Source organism: Paenibacillus baimaensis (genome assembly GCF_025567575.1).
On sequence record NZ_JAOQIO010000006.1, the window covers coordinates 139888 to 158206 of the forward strand.

The 18319-nt window shown below is 44.9% G+C and carries 14 protein-coding genes; 2 read left to right on the top strand and 12 right to left on the bottom strand.

Annotated features, from left to right (window positions below):
• Positions 1–59 precede the first annotated feature (59 nt).
• Positions 60–272: a hypothetical protein gene (locus OB236_RS01780; protein WP_076229715.1), complete on the top strand. Its 213-nt coding sequence runs from the start codon at positions 60–62 to the stop codon at positions 270–272.
• 200 nt (positions 273–472) lie between these two features.
• Positions 473–2437: a glycoside hydrolase family 15 protein gene (locus OB236_RS01785; protein ID WP_076229714.1), complete on the top strand. Its 1965-nt coding sequence runs from the start codon at positions 473–475 to the stop codon at positions 2435–2437.
• A 63-nt stretch (positions 2438–2500) separates the two neighbouring features.
• Here the strand turns inward: OB236_RS01785 and OB236_RS01790 are convergent, their stop codons facing one another.
• From OB236_RS01790 to OB236_RS01845, 12 genes are all read right to left on the bottom strand, one after another.
• Positions 2501–3466 carry an N-acetylglucosamine kinase gene (locus OB236_RS01790; protein ID WP_262682368.1) on the bottom strand — a complete coding sequence of 322 codons (966 nt, stop codon included), beginning with the start codon at positions 3464–3466 and terminating at the stop codon, positions 2501–2503.
• 55 nt (positions 3467–3521) lie between these two features.
• The gene (gene gcvH, locus OB236_RS01795) at positions 3522–3905 is read right to left on the bottom strand and encodes a glycine cleavage system protein GcvH (protein ID WP_076229712.1); all 384 of its coding nucleotides are present in this window, start codon (positions 3903–3905) and stop codon (positions 3522–3524) included.
• 258 nt (positions 3906–4163) lie between these two features.
• Positions 4164–4712, bottom strand: a complete 549-nt coding sequence (locus OB236_RS01800) for a peroxiredoxin (protein ID WP_076229711.1) — start codon at positions 4710–4712, stop codon at positions 4164–4166.
• A 117-nt stretch (positions 4713–4829) separates the two neighbouring features.
• On the bottom strand, positions 4830–5909 hold the full coding sequence (gene leuB / locus OB236_RS01805) for a 3-isopropylmalate dehydrogenase (RefSeq protein ID WP_076229710.1): 1080 nt from the start codon (positions 5907–5909) through the stop codon (positions 4830–4832).
• Positions 5910–7178: 1269 nt separating this feature from the next.
• Positions 7179–8822, bottom strand: coding sequence for a cohesin domain-containing protein (locus OB236_RS01810; protein ID WP_262682369.1), 1644 nt, complete (start codon positions 8820–8822; stop codon positions 7179–7181).
• A 573-nt stretch (positions 8823–9395) separates the two neighbouring features.
• On the bottom strand, positions 9396–10196 hold the full coding sequence (locus OB236_RS01815; protein WP_262682371.1) for an ABC transporter ATP-binding protein: 801 nt from the start codon (positions 10194–10196) through the stop codon (positions 9396–9398).
• Complete coding sequence (locus OB236_RS01820; RefSeq protein ID WP_262682372.1) at positions 10196–11224, bottom strand: ABC transporter ATP-binding protein; 1029 nt, start codon at positions 11222–11224, stop codon at positions 10196–10198. The genes OB236_RS01815 and OB236_RS01820 overlap by 1 nt, the downstream gene beginning before the upstream one ends.
• A 6-nt stretch (positions 11225–11230) precedes the next feature.
• On the bottom strand, positions 11231–12067 hold the full coding sequence (locus tag OB236_RS01825; RefSeq protein ID WP_076229707.1) for an ABC transporter permease: 837 nt from the start codon (positions 12065–12067) through the stop codon (positions 11231–11233).
• Position 12068: 1 nt separating this feature from the next.
• Positions 12069–13079, bottom strand: a complete 1011-nt coding sequence (locus OB236_RS01830; protein WP_076229706.1) for an ABC transporter permease — start codon at positions 13077–13079, stop codon at positions 12069–12071.
• A 124-nt stretch (positions 13080–13203) separates the two neighbouring features.
• Positions 13204–15045 carry an ABC transporter substrate-binding protein gene (locus tag OB236_RS01835; protein ID WP_262682374.1) on the bottom strand — a complete coding sequence of 614 codons (1842 nt, stop codon included), beginning with the start codon at positions 15043–15045 and terminating at the stop codon, positions 13204–13206.
• A 193-nt stretch (positions 15046–15238) separates the two neighbouring features.
• Positions 15239–16405, bottom strand: coding sequence for a response regulator transcription factor (locus OB236_RS01840; protein ID WP_262682375.1), 1167 nt, complete (start codon positions 16403–16405; stop codon positions 15239–15241).
• A partial coding sequence (locus tag OB236_RS01845; RefSeq protein WP_262682377.1) for a cache domain-containing sensor histidine kinase occupies positions 16402–18319 on the bottom strand: 1918 nt, incomplete at its 5' end. The genes OB236_RS01845 and OB236_RS01840, both read right to left, overlap by 4 nt.

The window sequence follows — 18319 nt, forward strand, 5'->3', positions numbered from 1 at the left end:
TGCCAATAAACTTTTTATGTGCTTAGAGGGTTCATATTCATTTTGAGGGAGTGGGTTACATGCAGCATATTCCAATCAGCTCCAAGCAAATTGCTTTTATCCGCTACGATGACCAAGCTGCGCAGATGCATATTCAATACCATACCGGAGTAACCAAAGTGTGTGAAGGCATTCATCAGGATCAGGTCCAGCGGCTTCTGCTTTCCGGAAATTCCTATGACTTTATAATGGAGTTAACCCGTATGCCTGATGAACCGGCACAGCAATCATAACTACCAGGAATCTCCGCTTTCGGGCTGGAGATTTCTTTTTGCCCGGGTATTTTACCGTTATTTGGTATCGATCCTTGAAAATTTATGCAAAAAAATGACACGTATCCGCTTTCATTGAGGCCGCGGGATTGACCGTCCATAAAGAAAAAGGTACTCTAGGGAAAGAAGTAAACTCCAGCTAGAGGGAAGGATGTGGGTGGATGCCGCGCCAATTAGTCATCGGGAACGGAAAGTTTTTGATCAACCTGGATAATCATACTTACATGCGAGATTTGTATTATCCCTACGTGGGGCAATTGAACCATGTTGGTGGTTATCAATGCAGAGTAGGCATATGGGTCGATGGTGACTTTGCTTGGCTCAGCGATCCTGAATGGGATTTCAAGCTGTCTTATGTGGAAGAATCCCTGATTACAGAAGTAACAGCCACACACCCCCGCTTGGGTATTACCTTATTGATCAATGATGGTGTTCATCAACGCGAGGATATTTATTTAAAAAGAATCAATATCCACAACAACCGGGATACCGTACGCGAGGTTCGCGTCTTTTTCAATCAGGATTTGGTCATTAACGAAACTGAGGTTGGCGATACCGCTGCCTATTACCCTGCTAACAACACCGTTTTTCATTATAAAAAAGATAAATATTTTATGTTCAGCGGTACTACCGGCCCTGATGGCATCTATCAATACACGACAGGTGTCAAACGGTTCTACAATGCCGAGGGAACCTGGCGGGATGCGGAAGACGGTCATTTGATGGGCAATGCCATTGCGCAGGGCTCCGTCGACAGCACGATAAGCTTCAAGCTGCACGTTCCCCCGAATTCCGATGAAACGATGTATTATTGGATGACTGCCGGCAAAAACCTTGAGGAAGTCAAAAAGCTGGATGGCTACGTAAAAGACAGTCACCCCGGCAAGCTGCTGGATCGCATTAAAGTGTACTGGCAGCGTTGGGTGAACAAATCGGAGCAGGATTACGGCGATTTGCCTGCCGAGGTTATCCGCATGTACAAGCATAGCCTGCTGATTGTCCGTACTCAGACGGACGTCAACGGCGCGATTATCGCTGCTAACGATTCTGACATCATGCACAGCAATCGTGATCATTACAGCTACATGTGGCCAAGAGACGGCGCATTGATCGCTTACGCCATGTCGATGGCCGGCTATCAGGGTATGATCACACCGTTTTTCCATTTCTGTGCCAACGTGCTGTCGCCGGAAGGTTACCTGCACCATAAATACAACCCTGATGGAACCGTAGGCTCCAGCTGGCATCCTTATATTCATGCCGGTAATGAGCAGCTTCCTATTCAGGAGGATGAAACCGCGCTTGTTCTGTTCGCGCTCTGGAAAGATTTTGAGAAGCATGGCGTGCTTGAGCTGCCGCAGTCGTTGTATCGGACTTTGATCCGCCGCGCGGCACGGTTTATGTCCAGCTACATTGATCAGGATTTGAATCTGCCTAAGCCCAGCTACGATTTATGGGAGGAAAGGTACGGTATATTTACATTTACGACCTCGGCAGTTTATGGCGGTTTAATCGCTGCTGCCAACTTCTGCAGCCTGTTCGGTGACGAGGAGCGCAGCAGCCGCTACCGACACACGGCAGAGCGGATCAAATCAGGCATAATCAAGCATTTGTGGGATGAAGAAGAGCAGCGTTTCGTCCGCGGCATGCATCAGGAAAACGAACAATGGGTCAAGGACTTGACTTACGAGAGCAGTGTCTACGGTATTTTCGAATTTGGAGTGCTGCCGGCTGATGATGAACGTGTCGTCAAAACGATGCAAGCCAACAAAGAAAAGCTGACGATCAAAACCGATATCGGCGGCGTAGCCCGTTACTATCACGATTACTATTTCCAACGCTCCTCCGACATCGAAAAGGTACCCGGTAATCCGTGGATTATCTGTACGCTGTGGATTGCCGAATGGGAGATCGAATGTGCGAAGTCGTTAGCCGAGCTGGAAGCTCCTCGCCGCACACTCGAGTGGGTCGTCAAGCACGCGATTGAGAGCGGAATTTTACCTGAACAGCTGGATCCATTCGATGGAGGCCCGGTTTCGGTAGCACCGCTTACCTGGTCACATGCAACCTATGTACTGACTGTCGTGAAATACAGAGAGAAATTTAAAAAGCTATCCGAAAAATAAAAACAAGGAACTCAGGGATCTTGCCCTCGGTTCCTTGTTTTTATTTGGTTCGATAGTTTGCAATCATGCCTGCGGATATTCCTTCAACCGATTAATCAGATGCTCGTCAATATTAATGTCTGCCAACCCCATAGCTATCAACACCGCACCCATAGTCGGTGATAGCGCTGGTTCCTTGACATGATAACGCCGGATTGTCTCGCTCCGCAGCTCCTTATTTATCCTGGCGGCTATGTAGTCGCTTTGTGCAACGCTGCCGATTAATGTTACAGGTATGGTCTCTGCGGAAAAGCTGGTGCCAATCAAACGAATTCCGATGCTGATATCACGAGCCGCATTATCGCATACCGAGCAAGCTAGCGGTATTCCTTGCAGCGCTGCTTCTGTGATGAGAGGTGCCATTCCGCCGAAGCGGTGGTTCCTCACTTTGGAATCGGTAATGAAACCGTTCTTGGCGAGCTTTGCCAAATCCATGATTTGTCCCGCTTGCCAATACATTAAGATCTGATCAATCAGCACCTGATCCTCTTTCAACACATCTCCGGCAATCATCCTGAACATGGTATTATAGGCCAAATGCCGAGCGGCTGTAGCTGCATAATGATGATATTCATAATTACGTACATGCTCCCCAGCTTCATTAATCCCGAACACTACAGAGCCCGTTCCGCATATCACTATAATCCCAGTTTGATTACGCAAAGCGCCTATGTGTGCTATAACGGCATCATTAACTGCCTTCCGAGGACAGACCAAACCGTTCTGATTTATGTATTGCTCTGCCCATATTGCATCCTCTGGCCTGTCATATCCCGCAAATCCTGCGGTCAGACCGACTACATCCTGCGGTGAGCAACCCGCCTCCGCTATGACAGCTGCTATTGCACCTTGAACGTTCTCTCTAGCATCCGGATTGTGATTAGGATTAGCGCCTCCGCGTTCAACATAAGCAACCACCCGTCCAGTCACATCTACAGCTATGGCTCTGGTGTGACTGCCTCCTCCGTCCAAGCCGACAATAATTTTCATTTGAACCTCCTAAGAGCTTCCGCAGGAAGCTTACTTCGTAAGCAAACTCACCTTTTTATGATCGTATGTAAGTATCCTGATACTTGTCATAATCCCATAGCTGCTCAAGCTCTGCCTCATCAGCAACTTCGATAACAATCATCCAGCCACCTTCATAGGGCGCGATGTTGATTGCTCCGGGATCCTTTTGAAGCTTACGGTTAATGTCCACGACTTTGCCCGATAGAGGCGCATACATTTCCGATACGGTTTTGATGGATTCCATACTGCCAAACGGTTCGCCTGCTTTCAACAGATCGCCGACCTCTGGAAGCTCCACGAATACGATCGTACCCAGCTCCTCCTGGGCAAAATCCGTCATGCCAATCACAGCCAAATTCCGCTCGACGCGAACCCATTCATGATTCTCACTGTATTTCAAGGTTTGTTCGATTTCCACTATGTTGTTCCTCCTAAAAGTTTTGCGAAGCAAAACTGACTTTGTAAGCGTAAGCCGCTTCCTGTAAGAAAACCTTTATCGAGGACTTTCAAAGATGAGCGACCGCGGTTCAGAGGTATGTTTTCTTGAAACATAAGAATCCTTCAGCTTCGTTGAAAACGTATACAGTCTTATCTCTTAACAAAAATCCCTTTAGCTGCAGTATAGCAGACTAAAGGGATTTTTTGAATGATGAGGAAGTAAGTCCGAATCGTAAGCTTACTTGGCAACCAGATGCTTGTCGCCTTTTTTCCAGTTCATCGGGCACAAACCACCGGATTGAAGAGCTTCCAGTACACGGAAAGTTTCTTCAACGCTACGGCCTACATCATTATGGTTAACTACTTGATATTTCAATTCGCCTTCTGGGTTGATGATGAATAGACCACGAAGCGCGATACCTTCTTCTTCGATCAAAACGCCATAATCGCGTGCAACCTTTTTCGTAATATCCGCACCCAATGGGAAATTCAACTTGCCAAGACCATTGCTGTCCACTGGTGTGTTGATCCAAGCGCGGTGGGAATGAATGCTGTCAATGGATACGCCTAATACATCAGTATCCAATTTTTTGAAGTCTTCATAAGCATGGCTCAGAGCTGTAATTTCCGTTGGGCATACAAATGTGAAATCGAGTGGATAGAAGAACAATACCAACCATTTGCCTTTGTAATCGGATAGAGAAGCTTTACCGAACTCAGCACCATCACCTGATACGGTTTCTAGCGTGAAATCAGGAGCTTGCTTACCTACTAAACGTTCTGCCATCTTCTTATTACCTCCCGGAATTGTATGATTTTTTCACTTAAAATCGTAACATTTGACCTGTTCAAAGTCAATATTAAAACGATTATTATTTTATAATTATTACAATCTGTGACACAATTATTTTCTGATTGCGTTGATGATCAAATCGCCCATTGCTGTTGTACCAATCGCTTTGCTCTTATCGACTGCAATATCACCTGTACGGTGTCCTGCATCCAGAACTTCTTTAACTGCGCGTTCAATAGCTTCCGCAGCATCATGGTAGCCAAACGTCAAACGGAACATTAAAGCAACGGAAAGCACGGTTGCAATTGGATTGGAAATGCCTTGACCTGCGATATCAGGAGCGGAGCCATGTACCGGCTCGTACAAACCGAACGCACCTTCACCCAACGAAGCGGATGACAACATACCGATTGAACCTGTCAGCATAGCTGCTTCATCGCTCAAAATATCGCCAAACATATTTTCTGTAACGATAACATCAAAGCTTGAAGGACGACGCAGCAACTGCATAGCACAGTTATCAACTAGGATGTGCTCCAGCTCTACATCTGGATAGTCAGCGGAAATACGATTAACGGTCTCTCTCCATAGACGGGATGTTTCAAGAACATTCGCTTTATCAACCGAAGCCAGTCTTTTGCTGCGGGTTTGGGCAATCTCGAACGCTTGACGGGCAATACGCTCGATTTCCATTACGTTATATGCACAAGTATCGACTGCTTCCTCACCGTTTGCACTTTCGCGGCGGAATTTTTCGCCAAAGTAAATCCCACCTGTTAATTCACGAACTACGATCAGGTCAGTTCCTTCCAGAACCTCCGGCTTCAAAGTAGAAGCATCCTTCAAGCAGTCGAAAATAACAGCGGGACGAATGTTCGAGAATAAGCCAAGCTCCTTACGAATACCCAAAAGTCCTGTTTCCGGACGCAATTCCTTCGAGTTATTATCCCATTTTGGACCGCCTACAGCACCCAAAAGTACAGCGTCCGCTTTTTTACAAAGCTCTAATGTTTCCTGCGGAAGAGGAGTTCCCTTTTCATCGATTGCGATACCACCGAATAAACCATGCTCCGTTTCAAAACGGTAGCCAAATACTTCCTCGGTTTTTTTCAATACTTTTAATGCTTCGGCAACAACCTCAGGTCCGATACCGTCTCCAGCGATTACTGCGATTTTTTTAACATCTGCCATTGTAGGTTCACTCCCATATTTCATGTATTATACTCTTCTTTGTACCATATTCAGGCCTCCATTACAAAGATATAAAAGCTATGATCTTCATAGGGGAATCTTATAAGCATAATAAGTTCAATTTCAGAAGTTTGGTGAATAAGTCCCGCTGCACGGCCAAATATCCTTCCGATCGCTGTTGTTTCCGTATTTTTTTGATTTTATAGGAGATTTAGCGGTAAAAGTACGAAAACAAAGGCGAACGCTGACGCTTCTCCAGGACCATTTGGCCGCTCCGCTCTTTATTCACCCGCGCATTTAGATACTCTCTGTAATCCGTGGAGGCCACTTGTATACCATTCTTAGGAACATACATAAAGGTAACATGGTTTCGATAGATTTAAAGGTCTTTAGATATGGTCAATGTATCCTTAATGTTGCTGTCCGTAGGTATTACCTTTTTATTATTCACACTAACATAATTTTGAACAGGACTATCGGCTTGATTTTTATGTCTCCATTCTCCATTATATTCTCTTCTTAACCAGTGATTGGCGCTTATCCTTCAACTAAAAGGCCCCGGGATATGCTTTATAACCGGTTTTCCCATACGGAGAGGGGCAATTCGCATCTTGGTGTAACAGTTTGCTTTATCGCTTGTTGACCATCCTTTGTCCTCAATAATTCCTTCTTCGTCTTCGGCTAATTAGACACAAATGACCTCTTGTTGATTCACATGCCGATGGCTCTCCTCCGTGGAAGACTCGGCGAGTCGGCTTCTAAATCCAAAACAATCGAACAGAGTCTGTTGAATCGTATTTATTTGAAATTAATTGACCAACCATTCTATTGCCTATGGTTTGATGGAGGTAACCTAGCCTATCATAGGAAAGTACAGCGAATTTTAAAGCCATTACGACTGAGTGGGAGCCTTGAAAGAGTATATCTACCATTCACGAGAAATGCTATATCAGGATACTAAGAAAAGTTGCACATGAAAAGCGTAAAGAACGGTCTCAAGCGTAATGTATCGTAACGGGGTCATTCAATGCCAATTGCTTCGTTTGTAATCAGTTTGATAATCCTTGCATTGCTCTTCATTAAATGACATGCCACCTGATAGTCTTCCGTGGAAGCAGACGAAAGCGTTTCTTCATCTTGAAGGAGCCGTCGAGGAAAACCACTCTGAGTTGGGCCCTTACATAGATTGTTCTCAAAAAAGAGCCGCAGCTTATGCGGCTCTTTCCGTCTATGGTTCTGGTGTATACTCAGTGAGCCCAATTGTTTGAATTAAAAGTTAGGTGCGTAATTGGTGTTCAGCAGCATTTGATTCACAATAAACACAAGGTCATCATTGCTTACATATTCGTCACCAGCTTGGTCTGCTGTGTATACGGTTGGGTTGGCGCTTGAAGCAAGCTGTCCATAATAGTATCCATCAATGGCTAAATCTAAAAGAGTGTACTCGCCGGACCTATTAACGTCCTGGTTTTCAACGGTAACGGTATCTTCTCCGCATGCCAGTGCTCCTAAATCAAACTCGCTATTTGTATCCGCAATTCGGCATTTGAGTGCGTCCACTTTACCTGTACCTACCGCTTTAGCCCGAAGCTTGAGCTTAACAAAAACCTTCTCACCTGTAATCCCGTAATTTGCGCCTTGGCTCGCGACAATAAAGCGAAGGCTACCGTTTTGGTCTGTTGGTTGATTGTAGATTTGGTGGCCTGTAACCGTTTCGAATCCCAAATAATCAAAACGCGTATTATCGTATTTTACCGTAAAGTCTTCTGCATAAATGTTGGCCACGTTCTTTAATACGATATCAGCTATAAATTCTTGGCCAACACTTATTTTTTCTTGGGCGATTACTACATTCAAGGTAGGTTCTAGTGCTTGTGATGTGATGGAGACCTCATTGGAATTACCGCTTGTACCTCCAGCATTAGAAGCAGAGACTACATAATAATAAGTCGTACCATTGACGATATTAGGATCAGCATAGGTTGTCAATGTTACACTTGCAGAAAGAACGGAGTAGGGGCCACCAGCGGTTGTGGAGCGTTTTACCTGATAACTGGTTGCTCCTGCCGCTGTGTTCCAAGTCAATGTATTCTGCCCGATTCCAGATTGGCCTGCCAGTATCGGTGCTGTTGGCAATACTGCTTGTGGTGTAGCCGATGATTGAGTAGAGTTGGCACTTTCAGCGCCAGTAATCATTGCCGAAATCACATAATAATAAGACGTGCCATTGACTGCAGATATGTCGGTATATGTAGCAGTAGTTACACCAGACGCTATGACTGAATAAGGACCATTTGAAGTTGTAGAACGCTTAACAGAATAACTTGTAACACCCGGAATTGGGTTCCAAACAAGATTTACTTGTGAATCATCTGCGGTTGCGAGTAATCCAGTTGGAACTTGTGGTTGCGTGTCGTCCTGTTCTGCGTACCACTCGCTATCCATACGGTACATACCGTTGCCAGGCGCTTGGAATTTATATACCCCTGGAGGTAAATGTTGAGCAAACTTCTGAGATTGATTTTGTGTAATAGCCGAAGTAGGAACAGAATAAATTGAGGTCACATCTGTGTAAGTAGAACCCTCTTTTTTCAAAATTTTTAAGGTGTTGTAGTCGGCTGCCCAAGTTGTTGTTCCATATCGCCATAAATTAACAGTAACAGGAAGCTCAATTTCAACATAATCGGTTTGGTAAAAATAGAACACCTGATTAGTTATCCAATCATTAATTGTTGTTCCATCAAATAACCCTGCCCCCGTTTGGCCCAGATAGTTGTTATAACTAACAATTACCGGATCAACTTTTGCCCCAGTTGCTTGAGATGGAGGATAGTCAGCAGCTAGAGCTGAGAAAGCCGGAATCATTAAAAATATAATTACTGCGAACAATATAACTGACAAACTTTTTCTCAATCAAATCTCTCCCTTATTAACCAATTTTATATATAAATTCAAAACATAGATTACAATATATTCCATGTATTGTCAAAACTTATATTCCCTTTTATTGTAATTAAAGGATCCAAAACTGTAACGATTTTGTAAAACAAACCACTTCGGTTAAGGGAGTTGCTTAGTAATCCCCAGCGCTTGGGATTATGGTCAGAAAAATTTTGCCTACTACTGAAACCCTTGAGGTCCGTTCCGCGATTAAACCTCTGTTAACCAGAATAAATCCATACCCGCCATTTCCTTACCCAAACCTTTAATTGCATGAAATTTCTATTCCTTCTTTTCTGCCACCGCTTTATAGCACTCTGTCCCCTCTAAGTAAGCCTTGACTGCTGCTGCTTTGAATTCTTTCGTATACTATTGAAATACTTGTTCCTTTTTAGCCATAAAAAATCCCCTCAAAGCTCACTCGTTCCCTTCATGTTAACATGAAGATTTTTTTGAGTGTCTACTTAAAGGGAAAAATACCAAACACCGCAAGGATGTTTGGTTTCCATATTGATCTATGATCCTACCAAATGCCACCTCTGCTTCTCATCCCAAATTCCAAGCCTCATGAATTTTGGGAACATCCGAGATCAGCTGTTGGGTGTACTTATGCTGGGGATTCAGAATCACCTTCTCCGCATTGCCGCTTTCCACGATTTTACCTTTCTCCATAATATAAATAGTGTCACTTACGTAATAAGCCAGTCCGACGTCGTGGGTAATGAAAATGATCGTCATATTGTTTTCATTACGCAGCTTCATCAGCATATCGAGAATCGTGGAGCGGGAACAAGCGTCCACCATCGATGTGGGTTCGTCGGCGATTAACACTTTGGGATGCATCATGAAAATCCTGGCGATCATGAGACGCTGCATTTGACCCCCTGAGAGCTCAAACGGATATTTATTATACAATTCCTCAAATTTCAGATTGACGAAGGAACAAGCCTCTTTCATTTTCAAAAATTGCTCATCCTTCGATAGCTTTAACCCCTGCAATTTGATACAGTCCATTAATAATTTATCGACTTTATGAAAAATATTGAAGGAAGAGAACGGATCCTGGAAAATCGCCTGGATGTCTTTCCAATACTCTTTCCTGTCCCTGTGGCTTTTAAGCTTTCTTGGCTTGCCTTTATATTCGATTTCACCGTTGGTTTCCTTCAACAGACCCATAATCACCTTGGCCAATGTCGTTTTCCCGCTGCCGCTTTCCCCAACGATGGAAATAATTTCACCTTCATGGAATTTAAAGCTGACGTCATTGACAGCCGTTGTCTTGTTTAATCCGTAGCCAAACACCTTGCTCATATGGGTGCCACTGATCAGGACCTTATTCCGAATCATTATGCGATCACTCCCTTGACTTCCTGCTCGTCTTCATACCACTTGCGCAAAGTCTTGGCATCATATATACAACGATAAATCCGCTCATCCACGATTTTATTGTCAATCTTGCCTTCTTTGCATTCTCTTGTTGCGTAAGAGCAGCGTTCAGCGAACCGGCAGCCTGGGGGCACATTTTTCAGATTCGGCGGTGCTCCTGGAATCGCTTCAAGCTTATGACCCTTCATGCCCTCTTCAGGAACGATGATCGAGCCCATCAGCTTTTTCGTATAGGGATGCAAAGGATCGAACACCATTTGCTTGGCTGTACCTCTCTCAACGATTTCTCCAGCGTACATCACAACAATATCGTCCGTCACATGATACAACAAGGGCAATTCATGGGTGATGAACACGAGAGATCGAATAAACTTTTTGTCCAACAAGTCCTTCATCAACTTGATGACGGCCTTCTGTGACGTTACATCAAGCGCTGAGGTCGGTTCGTCGGCAATGAGCACCTTCGGATTGAGAATCGATGAAATAGCGATGACGGTTCTTTGCTTCATGCCACCTGACAATTCATTGGGATACGAATTCAACACCTTGGACGTCAGATTCAAGGTTTCGAATCGTTCAGCAGCCATGTCCCAAACCTGCTTCTTGGATAATTCCGGCCGATGCACCTTCATCATATCTTCAATGAAACGAATAATCTTAAGTGTAGGATTCAACGCATTCATAGCAGCTTGGGGGATATAAGCGATTTCTCTTCCCAATACCTGTGTCCGCAGCTGGCTTGTGTTCAGCTTTGTAATGTCGGTTCCATCGATAATAATCGAGCCGCTGTTATAGTTAAGCGGTGGCAAATACATACCCATCAAGCTTAAGGCCAAGGTCGATTTACCGCACCCTGACTCCCCGGCGATTCCCAGTGTTTTACCATCCTCCAGCACGAAGTCAACTCCGTCAACCGCATACACATTTTCTTTAAGCCGGGTTTTATAATAGGTTTTGAGACCCTTTACCTCCAGAATATTGTTATTCATGGCCCGTCAGCTCCTTATCTTGGGATTGAAAATTTCGTCCATCCCTGTATTCATCATAAAAAGCGAAAAGGTAATGATCGCAATGGAAAAAGCAGCCGGGATGAACGCCCACCAGGCTCCAGCCACCGGAGCTTCAAAGGTCAATGCCCAGTTCATGATGATCCCAAGCGAAATCGTATTGTAGGGTCCGAGTCCCAGCATGGAGATGGAAGCCTCCGACAAAATCCCGGATGCCGTCTGTAGGACGAAAGCCATCACCACATAAGATGCGATATAAGGAAGAATTTCAAAAATGATAATCCGCGGTGTGCTATGACCGGAAATTTTGGCTATATTCACATGATCCCTATTTCTTAATGAGCTGGTTTGCGCACGAACTGCTCTAGCTGTCCAGGGCCAGCTCGTAATCCCGATAATGATTGCGGTGACCAGCGAGCTTCGTGAATTGATGCTTACGGAAATCAGGATCAATATAATAAAAGAAGGAATTACGATAAAAATATTGGTGACAGCTGTGAGGATATTATCAACCAAACCACCGATATACCCCGCTAGCAATCCCATAATCAGCCCAATTACCGTAGCGCAGATACCGGCGATCAGACCCACACGTACAGAGGTCCGAATACCGTACATGAGCTCCAGAAATAAATCTCGCCCAAAATTATCCGAGCCAAGGAGCAGCTTGGAATCCGGAGGCTGGAAAGCCATAGCCATCATTTCCAACGGATCGTTTCTGTTGATTAAGGGATAGATGAGGACCAGAGCAAGCATCAACAGCAGGGCACTGGTGCCAAAAACAAACTTAGGCGACTTCAACAATATTTTCACAGAATGATTCATCTTAATTTTCCTCCATTTGAGCCGCCTTGATTCTGGGGTCAACAATACCATACACGATCTCTATCAGGAAGTTCGCCACCAGGACCGTAAAGGCAATAATTAAGGTACAGCCGGAAATTAACGGATAATCCAATTGCCGGATCGCAGTAAACAGCCAGGTTCCAATGCCCGGATAGCTGAACACAATTTCACAAATCAATGATCCGCCGACCATCGTTCCTATCGACAGAGCCAATCCGGTTATTTGGGGCAGCATCGCATTCTTGAATACATATTGGGCGATTTTGGAATCGCGAATGCCTAATAATTTGCTATAAAGGACATAATCAGCATTCAACTCATAAATGGACATTTCTCTCATACCTATTGCTTGACCGCCAATGGTAACCAATACAATCGACAGAAAAGGAAGCGTGTGATGTCGAATCACGGAGCCGATAAAATCCCAGCTCAACCGAGGGATCATCTGGAAATCATATCCTCCCGATAAAGGAAACCATTTGAGATTAAGTGCAAAAACATAGAGCATAATGATGGCCAGCGTAAAGAAAGGAATCGAGTTGACAAACAGCGCGATCGGAAAGAGTGCTTTGTCGAAAACGCCTTTTTTATAAGCTGCAACAGCTCCAAGAATATTGCCGATAATCCATCCAGTCAGGATCGCCGGAAGCTGAAGTGCCAAGGTCCATGGAATGGCGGATGCCAAAATATCGGTTACTTTTTTCGGATAAAGTCCAAACGAGGTGCCCAAATTACCGGTAAGCAGATTTTTAACATAAATCAGAAACTGTGTACCCAGAGGCTTATCGATGCCGAACTCAATCGTAAAGGTTTCATATACCTTTTTGATGCTGTCACTGTCCGTCATGCCCTGCGTCATTTGTGAGGCGATGCTGCTGATCGGGTTTCCCTGTACTAGTCTTGGCAAAACAAAATTCAACGTAACCGCGATAACCAGGGTAAGAAAATACCAGAAAAACTTATTGATAAAATACTTGGTGTAAGCGTTCACATTTTACACGCTCCTCAGCAGATGTTATTCATATAGGGATCGGTTAGAAAGAAGCCTATATTCGGGTTGTTCAACCAAATATAGGCCCCCAGTTTTATGATGTTGCCACAAACCTATTCAACGATTAGTTGTGAATTTGATACAGCGCTTTGATACCGGCCCCGTCGATCGCGATTTGCGGAGGAATGTTAGAACCATCCCCTTGGGAAGGGAATCCTTTCCATATCGATTCGTTAACGGTATGGAATACCCACGGTCTGTACATCAAAGGAATCGATGGAATGTCTTTGAGCCAGATCTTGGTAAGCTCCGTATACAGAGCCTTGACTTGAGCCTCATCCGAGATCGTTGGGATTTTGTCGATAATTTGATCCGCCTGTTCGTTTTTATAACGTCCCCAGTTCCAGAACGCCATTTCGCCAGCTGCTGCTACACCTTTGGAATACATAATCGTTCTTGCACGGTTCCACGGTTGGCTCGGGCTGATTCCACCCGCTGGTGTATTCATGATAATATCGAATTTACCCGTTTGCAGATCGTTATTCCACACAGGCTGTTCCGGGAATTTGGTTCTAATTTCAATACCAATCGCTTTCGCATTTTGCGCGACAATCTCGAGCGATGCGTTCCAGTCCGACCAGCCGTAAGGACACTCCACATCGTACGGTCCAAGTCGGGTTCCGTCTAGTACACGAATGCCGTCCGCACCTTTTTTGGCGCCGATTTTATCCAGCAGCGCATTCGCCCCAGCTACATCCGTTGTCCATTGGAGTGACTTGATCGCGTCCTGATCGACATATTTCTTCTCGGCATCCGAATCCAATGTGATCGATGGCTTCATGGCAGAAGAATAACCACTCATCGCCAGATCGGATACCTTTTTATAGTCGATTGCCATCGCAATGGCTTTTCTTACATCCACATTGTCGAGACCTTTTTTCGACATATTGAAGAAAATCGAAGGTATCGAGCCCGGCAAATAATAAGGAGCATCCTTCATGTAGGTTTTGACGGGAGCCCCATCCTTCCACATGTTCCAAACCTGAGGAATGAACTGCTGGGATACGTCAACCTGACCGCTTTTGAAAGCCAGATCGCCTGCAGCATTATCCTTGTAAATCACGTGAGTGATATACTTCGGTGCAGCCAGCTTTCCGCCGAACAGCGCCTTACCCCAGTAATTATCGTCTCTGGCAACAGTGATCTTCTGGTCGTTGTAGAAATACATTTTATAAGGTCCGGTACCTACAGGGCTTGCATTGAATTCTTTCCGGATCGTTGCCAGATCATTATTCGATTTCTTTTCAATCTCCTCCCAGATATGCTTAGGCAGCATCGGGATCAGATCAATACTGTCCAGTACCGTAAGCTTGTTAGGATTGTCTTTCTTTAGCTTAATATTGAAAGCATTCGGACCGTCGGCAGTAACGTCCTCCAAGAATGTCCAAAAGCTGCTCCAGTTCACCTGATACTTCTTGCCAAGCATATACGTATAGACAGCGTCATCGGAGGTAAATGGCTTCCCGTCGCTCCACTTGGCATCCTTATTCAACTCGACCTTCATCGTAAAATCATCCGTCCAGCTATATTTGGTTCCAAGCAAGGGCTCGAGCTTGCCATCAAGCATGTTGATCATAAACAAGGTTTCGTAGATCAGTTCCCGGGAGTTGCCGTAGTTGATCGGAAAGGCAGGATTACCGCTCAATAAATTGAAGTTGGTTGGCGCCCCCCATTGCAGACCATTAATGTACAAAGTCTCATTTCTTGGCGTTTCCTTGGCATCCCCGCTTGGAGCAGCTGCTGCAGGCGCAGGTGGTGTGACCGCCGGTGTTGCGGGTTTAGCGGGTTCCTGCTTGACAGGCTGGTTCGTAGCCGCTGGTGGTGGTGTGACCGAACTACAGCCTACCAATAGAGCTGGCGTGAGTACGAATGCACAGATCAAGCTGGACATTTTGTTGAGCCTCATTGTTTTCCCCTCCGTACCTAAGTTTTGAAAGCGCTGTTAATTCCAAATATGATTTTTAATGTCATATTATTGCTTTCTCTGTTATTGTACGTGACCCCTCCAACCTGGTATAGGACACAAACTAAAGGAGTTTGGTTTGTTTTTTCAATGAAATTGTTCATTAATTCGAGCGGGCTTGAATGGATATTTCCCCTCATGTAAGCTCGTTTCGATATTCGGTTGGCGTACAATGATAATTTTTGCGGAATACTTGTGTAAAATGACGAAGATCGTCGTAGCCAACGAGTCTGGCGACATCCGTGACTCTTAGACCCCGATTAGCCAGCAGCTCCTTGGCTCTTTCCATTCGCAGCTGTGTCACGTAATCCTTGTAGCCGATTCCTGTCTTTTGTTTAAACAGCTGGCTAAAATAAATCGGATTTAAATAGACAATGGAGGCTACTTTTTCAAGTGATAATGTATCCTGAAAGTGCCCACGAATATATTGAAGGGCAATAGTGATGGTCTCATCGTTTTTGCTTGCTGGCACGTCTTTCTTCAAGGCTGAGAATCCGGTTAGCTGCAGGTTTTTAATTTCGTCGGGAATGGAATGAAAATCGGTCAGCAGCCGACTGACAACCATCTGATAGGGGACCTTTAAGCATTGATCAAGATGCTTTCTTGCACCCTCTTCAAATGAGCAGATTCCCGTATCCTCCCGCAGCGTCACGACTCCCACCAGGATATTGCCTTCCAGGCTGACGATAAAGCCGTTACCATTCATTTCAAACCATTCGGACAATACATTTTCGATCACAAAATGCTTTAAAGATATATCCTGATTCGTATCCAATTGAACAAATACAAGATGAAAACGAGGATGGCTTTCAACAAATCGCGATACGTCAAATCTGCCGATATCCAGCCCTCGTACCCAGCGGCGAAATACAGCCTCCCTCAAATAGTTCAAATTTAAATGAATCAAATCCTTTTCCGATAAATCTCTCATTTCTTCTATCCATTCGTTTTCCAGCATAGAGATAATCTTGATCAACGGCTCCTTGCCGACCGGTTTCACCACATAATCCTTGACCCCTAAGCGCAGTGCTTCCTGGGCGTACGCAAACTTGGAATGGGCCGATATAATTACCACTTTGGTGCTTAGGTGTGATTCCCGCAGGGCAGCCAGCAGCTCCAACCCATCCATAGCCGGCATCATAATATCAAGCAGCAGGATATGAATACGTTCACTCAGCAGCACAATGATCGCTTCCTGGCAGGACTCTGCAGTCATAACATTCATATGAGGGTACGCCTTGTCGAGCGTCCTCTTAAATCCATCACGAATCGATCTTTCATCATCCACAACAAGTATATTCATAATGCCCCTCCACTCCTAACAGGATCATGAACCATCGAAGAAACAGGAATATCTCTCGGGAGAGTAATCGTAATGGTAGTACCGCTACCTTGTTCGCTTGTGATTTGCAGACCGTATAAGGCTCCGAATTTCAGCACAAGCCTGCGATGCACGTTCACCAAGCCGATGCCGGCACTAGCCGTTCCGACCGGATTGGCTTGTTCCATAATCCGATAGTTTTTCTCTTCCTCCTCGAAGTGATGCAATTCAAGCAGCATGACTTTTTCTAGTGTTTTTTGAAGATCGACGAGCTTGGGATAGGATATGCCGCTCCCGTTGTCTTGTATACGTATTTGTAAGTCTTGTTCGCCAATTTCCATATGGACAGATATCAAACCCGATCGATCTAATTTCGATAGGCCGTGGACTACGGCATTTTCAATCAACGGCTGGAGCGTCATTTTCGGAATTTGAACCTGCAGCCACTCATCAGGAATATTCAGATCAATTTGCAAACGTCCGCCCGAGCGGGCTTGAATGATGTGCAAATAATTGTGGGTTTGGTCCAATTCTTCCTGCAAAGTGACGTCTGAATGATGCCATTCGCTGCTGTAGCGAAACATTTTCGAAAGCGCCAATATGACATCCCCTAATTTATCATTTTTCCTATCATCCAGCTCCCAATAAATCATATCCAACGTGTTATATAAAAAATGGGGATTTACCTGAGATTGCAGCGCATAGAGCTGAGCATTTTTTTCACTGGCTGTCACAATACGCACCCTGTCAACGAGTTGCTTGATTCGACTGACCATTTGATTAAAATTCGCTACCAAATAATTCATTTCTTCAAAGGAACGTATTTCGACAATTGTATTTAATTGGCCCCGCTCCAGCGCCTTCATCTCACGAACCAGTCGAATAATAGGAGCTGAAATGGACCGCGACATGATCGTTGCCAAGATGACCGCGGCCAATAGCAAAAAGCAGAGAACGATAAGAAAGTAACGATTCGCCTCCTGCAGCTGCACCTGAAAATTAGATTTGGGTGTGACACTGACAATCGACCATTTCAAATTGGACTGCTCCTCCATGACGATCAAATGCTCCGGGTCTGTATCAACCTGCTTGGACATTCGCACTGCTTCCCTGTCACTGAGCAAAAGATCGATTTCGGGAAATTGCTCACTGCTTCGCCCGGACTCAGCCAATATTTCGTTTTTATTCGGCATCCCTGGATAGCGCGTATCGGCCGGCTTCATGATGAAGGCCAGACTGCCTGCTCCCATATGAAGATTGCTCAAGGTCGAAAGTATAGGACGAGGACTGGCTTCAATAAGCAGAACTCCGATAGGCTCGCGTGAATACAGGTCATAAATCAGTCTACCAAACGAAAAGACCGGCTGGTCTTGCACGGTCAATGTTGGTTGCTTCATACCAAACCACAGCAGCTCGCCCTGAGAATGCCGGATTTCATCATACCAGGTACTTTCCAAGGGATTTGTCACATAAGGGTGAGTTGCCGCTTCGTAGCTGTACACCTTTCCCCAATTGGTAATGATATGAATGCCAACAAGATCATTCCTGCTGTAAAATGCCGCTTCCAGCAAATTAATAATCGTTCGGTTGTTGATCAGCTGCAGGGCTGGGGTCGTTTCGTCCTCTGCAAGAACCCGCTGCACATCAGAGCTCGCTGTAATTGATTTGGACAAGCTGTTGTAGCCCTGTGCCAGCAAATTGAAATTATCAGCAGCTTGAGATACATTTTTCCTGGCGATCTCAGCAATTCTCAAGCTCATTTGATTCGTGCTATATGTATAAAAAATGCTAGCCAATAATAGGACAAGAAACAGCGTTGAGAAGAGGAACCAAATGAACAATCTTACGCTGATGGTGTTCCAGCGAAATTTTTTCAATGAAAGGCCCTCCCTAAAA

Excerpts from the sequence above, each read along its gene's own strand:
- OB236_RS01780 (WP_076229715.1), top strand. The coding sequence starts at position 60 with ATGCAGCATATTCCAATCAGCTCCAAGCAAATTGCTTTTATCCGCTAC.
- OB236_RS01785 (WP_076229714.1), top strand. The coding sequence starts at position 473 with ATGCCGCGCCAATTAGTCATCGGGAACGGAAAGTTTTTGATCAACCTG.
- OB236_RS01790 (WP_262682368.1), bottom strand. The coding sequence starts at position 3,466 with ATGAAAATTATTGTCGGCTTGGACGGAGGAGGCAGTCACACCAGAGCC.
- OB236_RS01800 (WP_076229711.1), bottom strand. The coding sequence starts at position 4,712 with ATGGCAGAACGTTTAGTAGGTAAGCAAGCTCCTGATTTCACGCTAGAA.
- leuB (WP_076229710.1), bottom strand. The coding sequence starts at position 5,909 with ATGGCAGATGTTAAAAAAATCGCAGTAATCGCTGGAGACGGTATCGGA.
- OB236_RS01815 (WP_262682371.1), bottom strand. The coding sequence starts at position 10,196 with ATGATTCGGAATAAGGTCCTGATCAGTGGCACCCATATGAGCAAGGTG.
- OB236_RS01820 (WP_262682372.1), bottom strand. The coding sequence starts at position 11,224 with ATGAATAACAATATTCTGGAGGTAAAGGGTCTCAAAACCTATTATAAA.
- OB236_RS01825 (WP_076229707.1), bottom strand. The coding sequence starts at position 12,067 with ATGAATCATTCTGTGAAAATATTGTTGAAGTCGCCTAAGTTTGTTTTT.
- OB236_RS01835 (WP_262682374.1), bottom strand. The coding sequence starts at position 15,045 with ATGAGGCTCAACAAAATGTCCAGCTTGATCTGTGCATTCGTACTCACG.
- OB236_RS01840 (WP_262682375.1), bottom strand. The coding sequence starts at position 16,405 with ATGAATATACTTGTTGTGGATGATGAAAGATCGATTCGTGATGGATTT.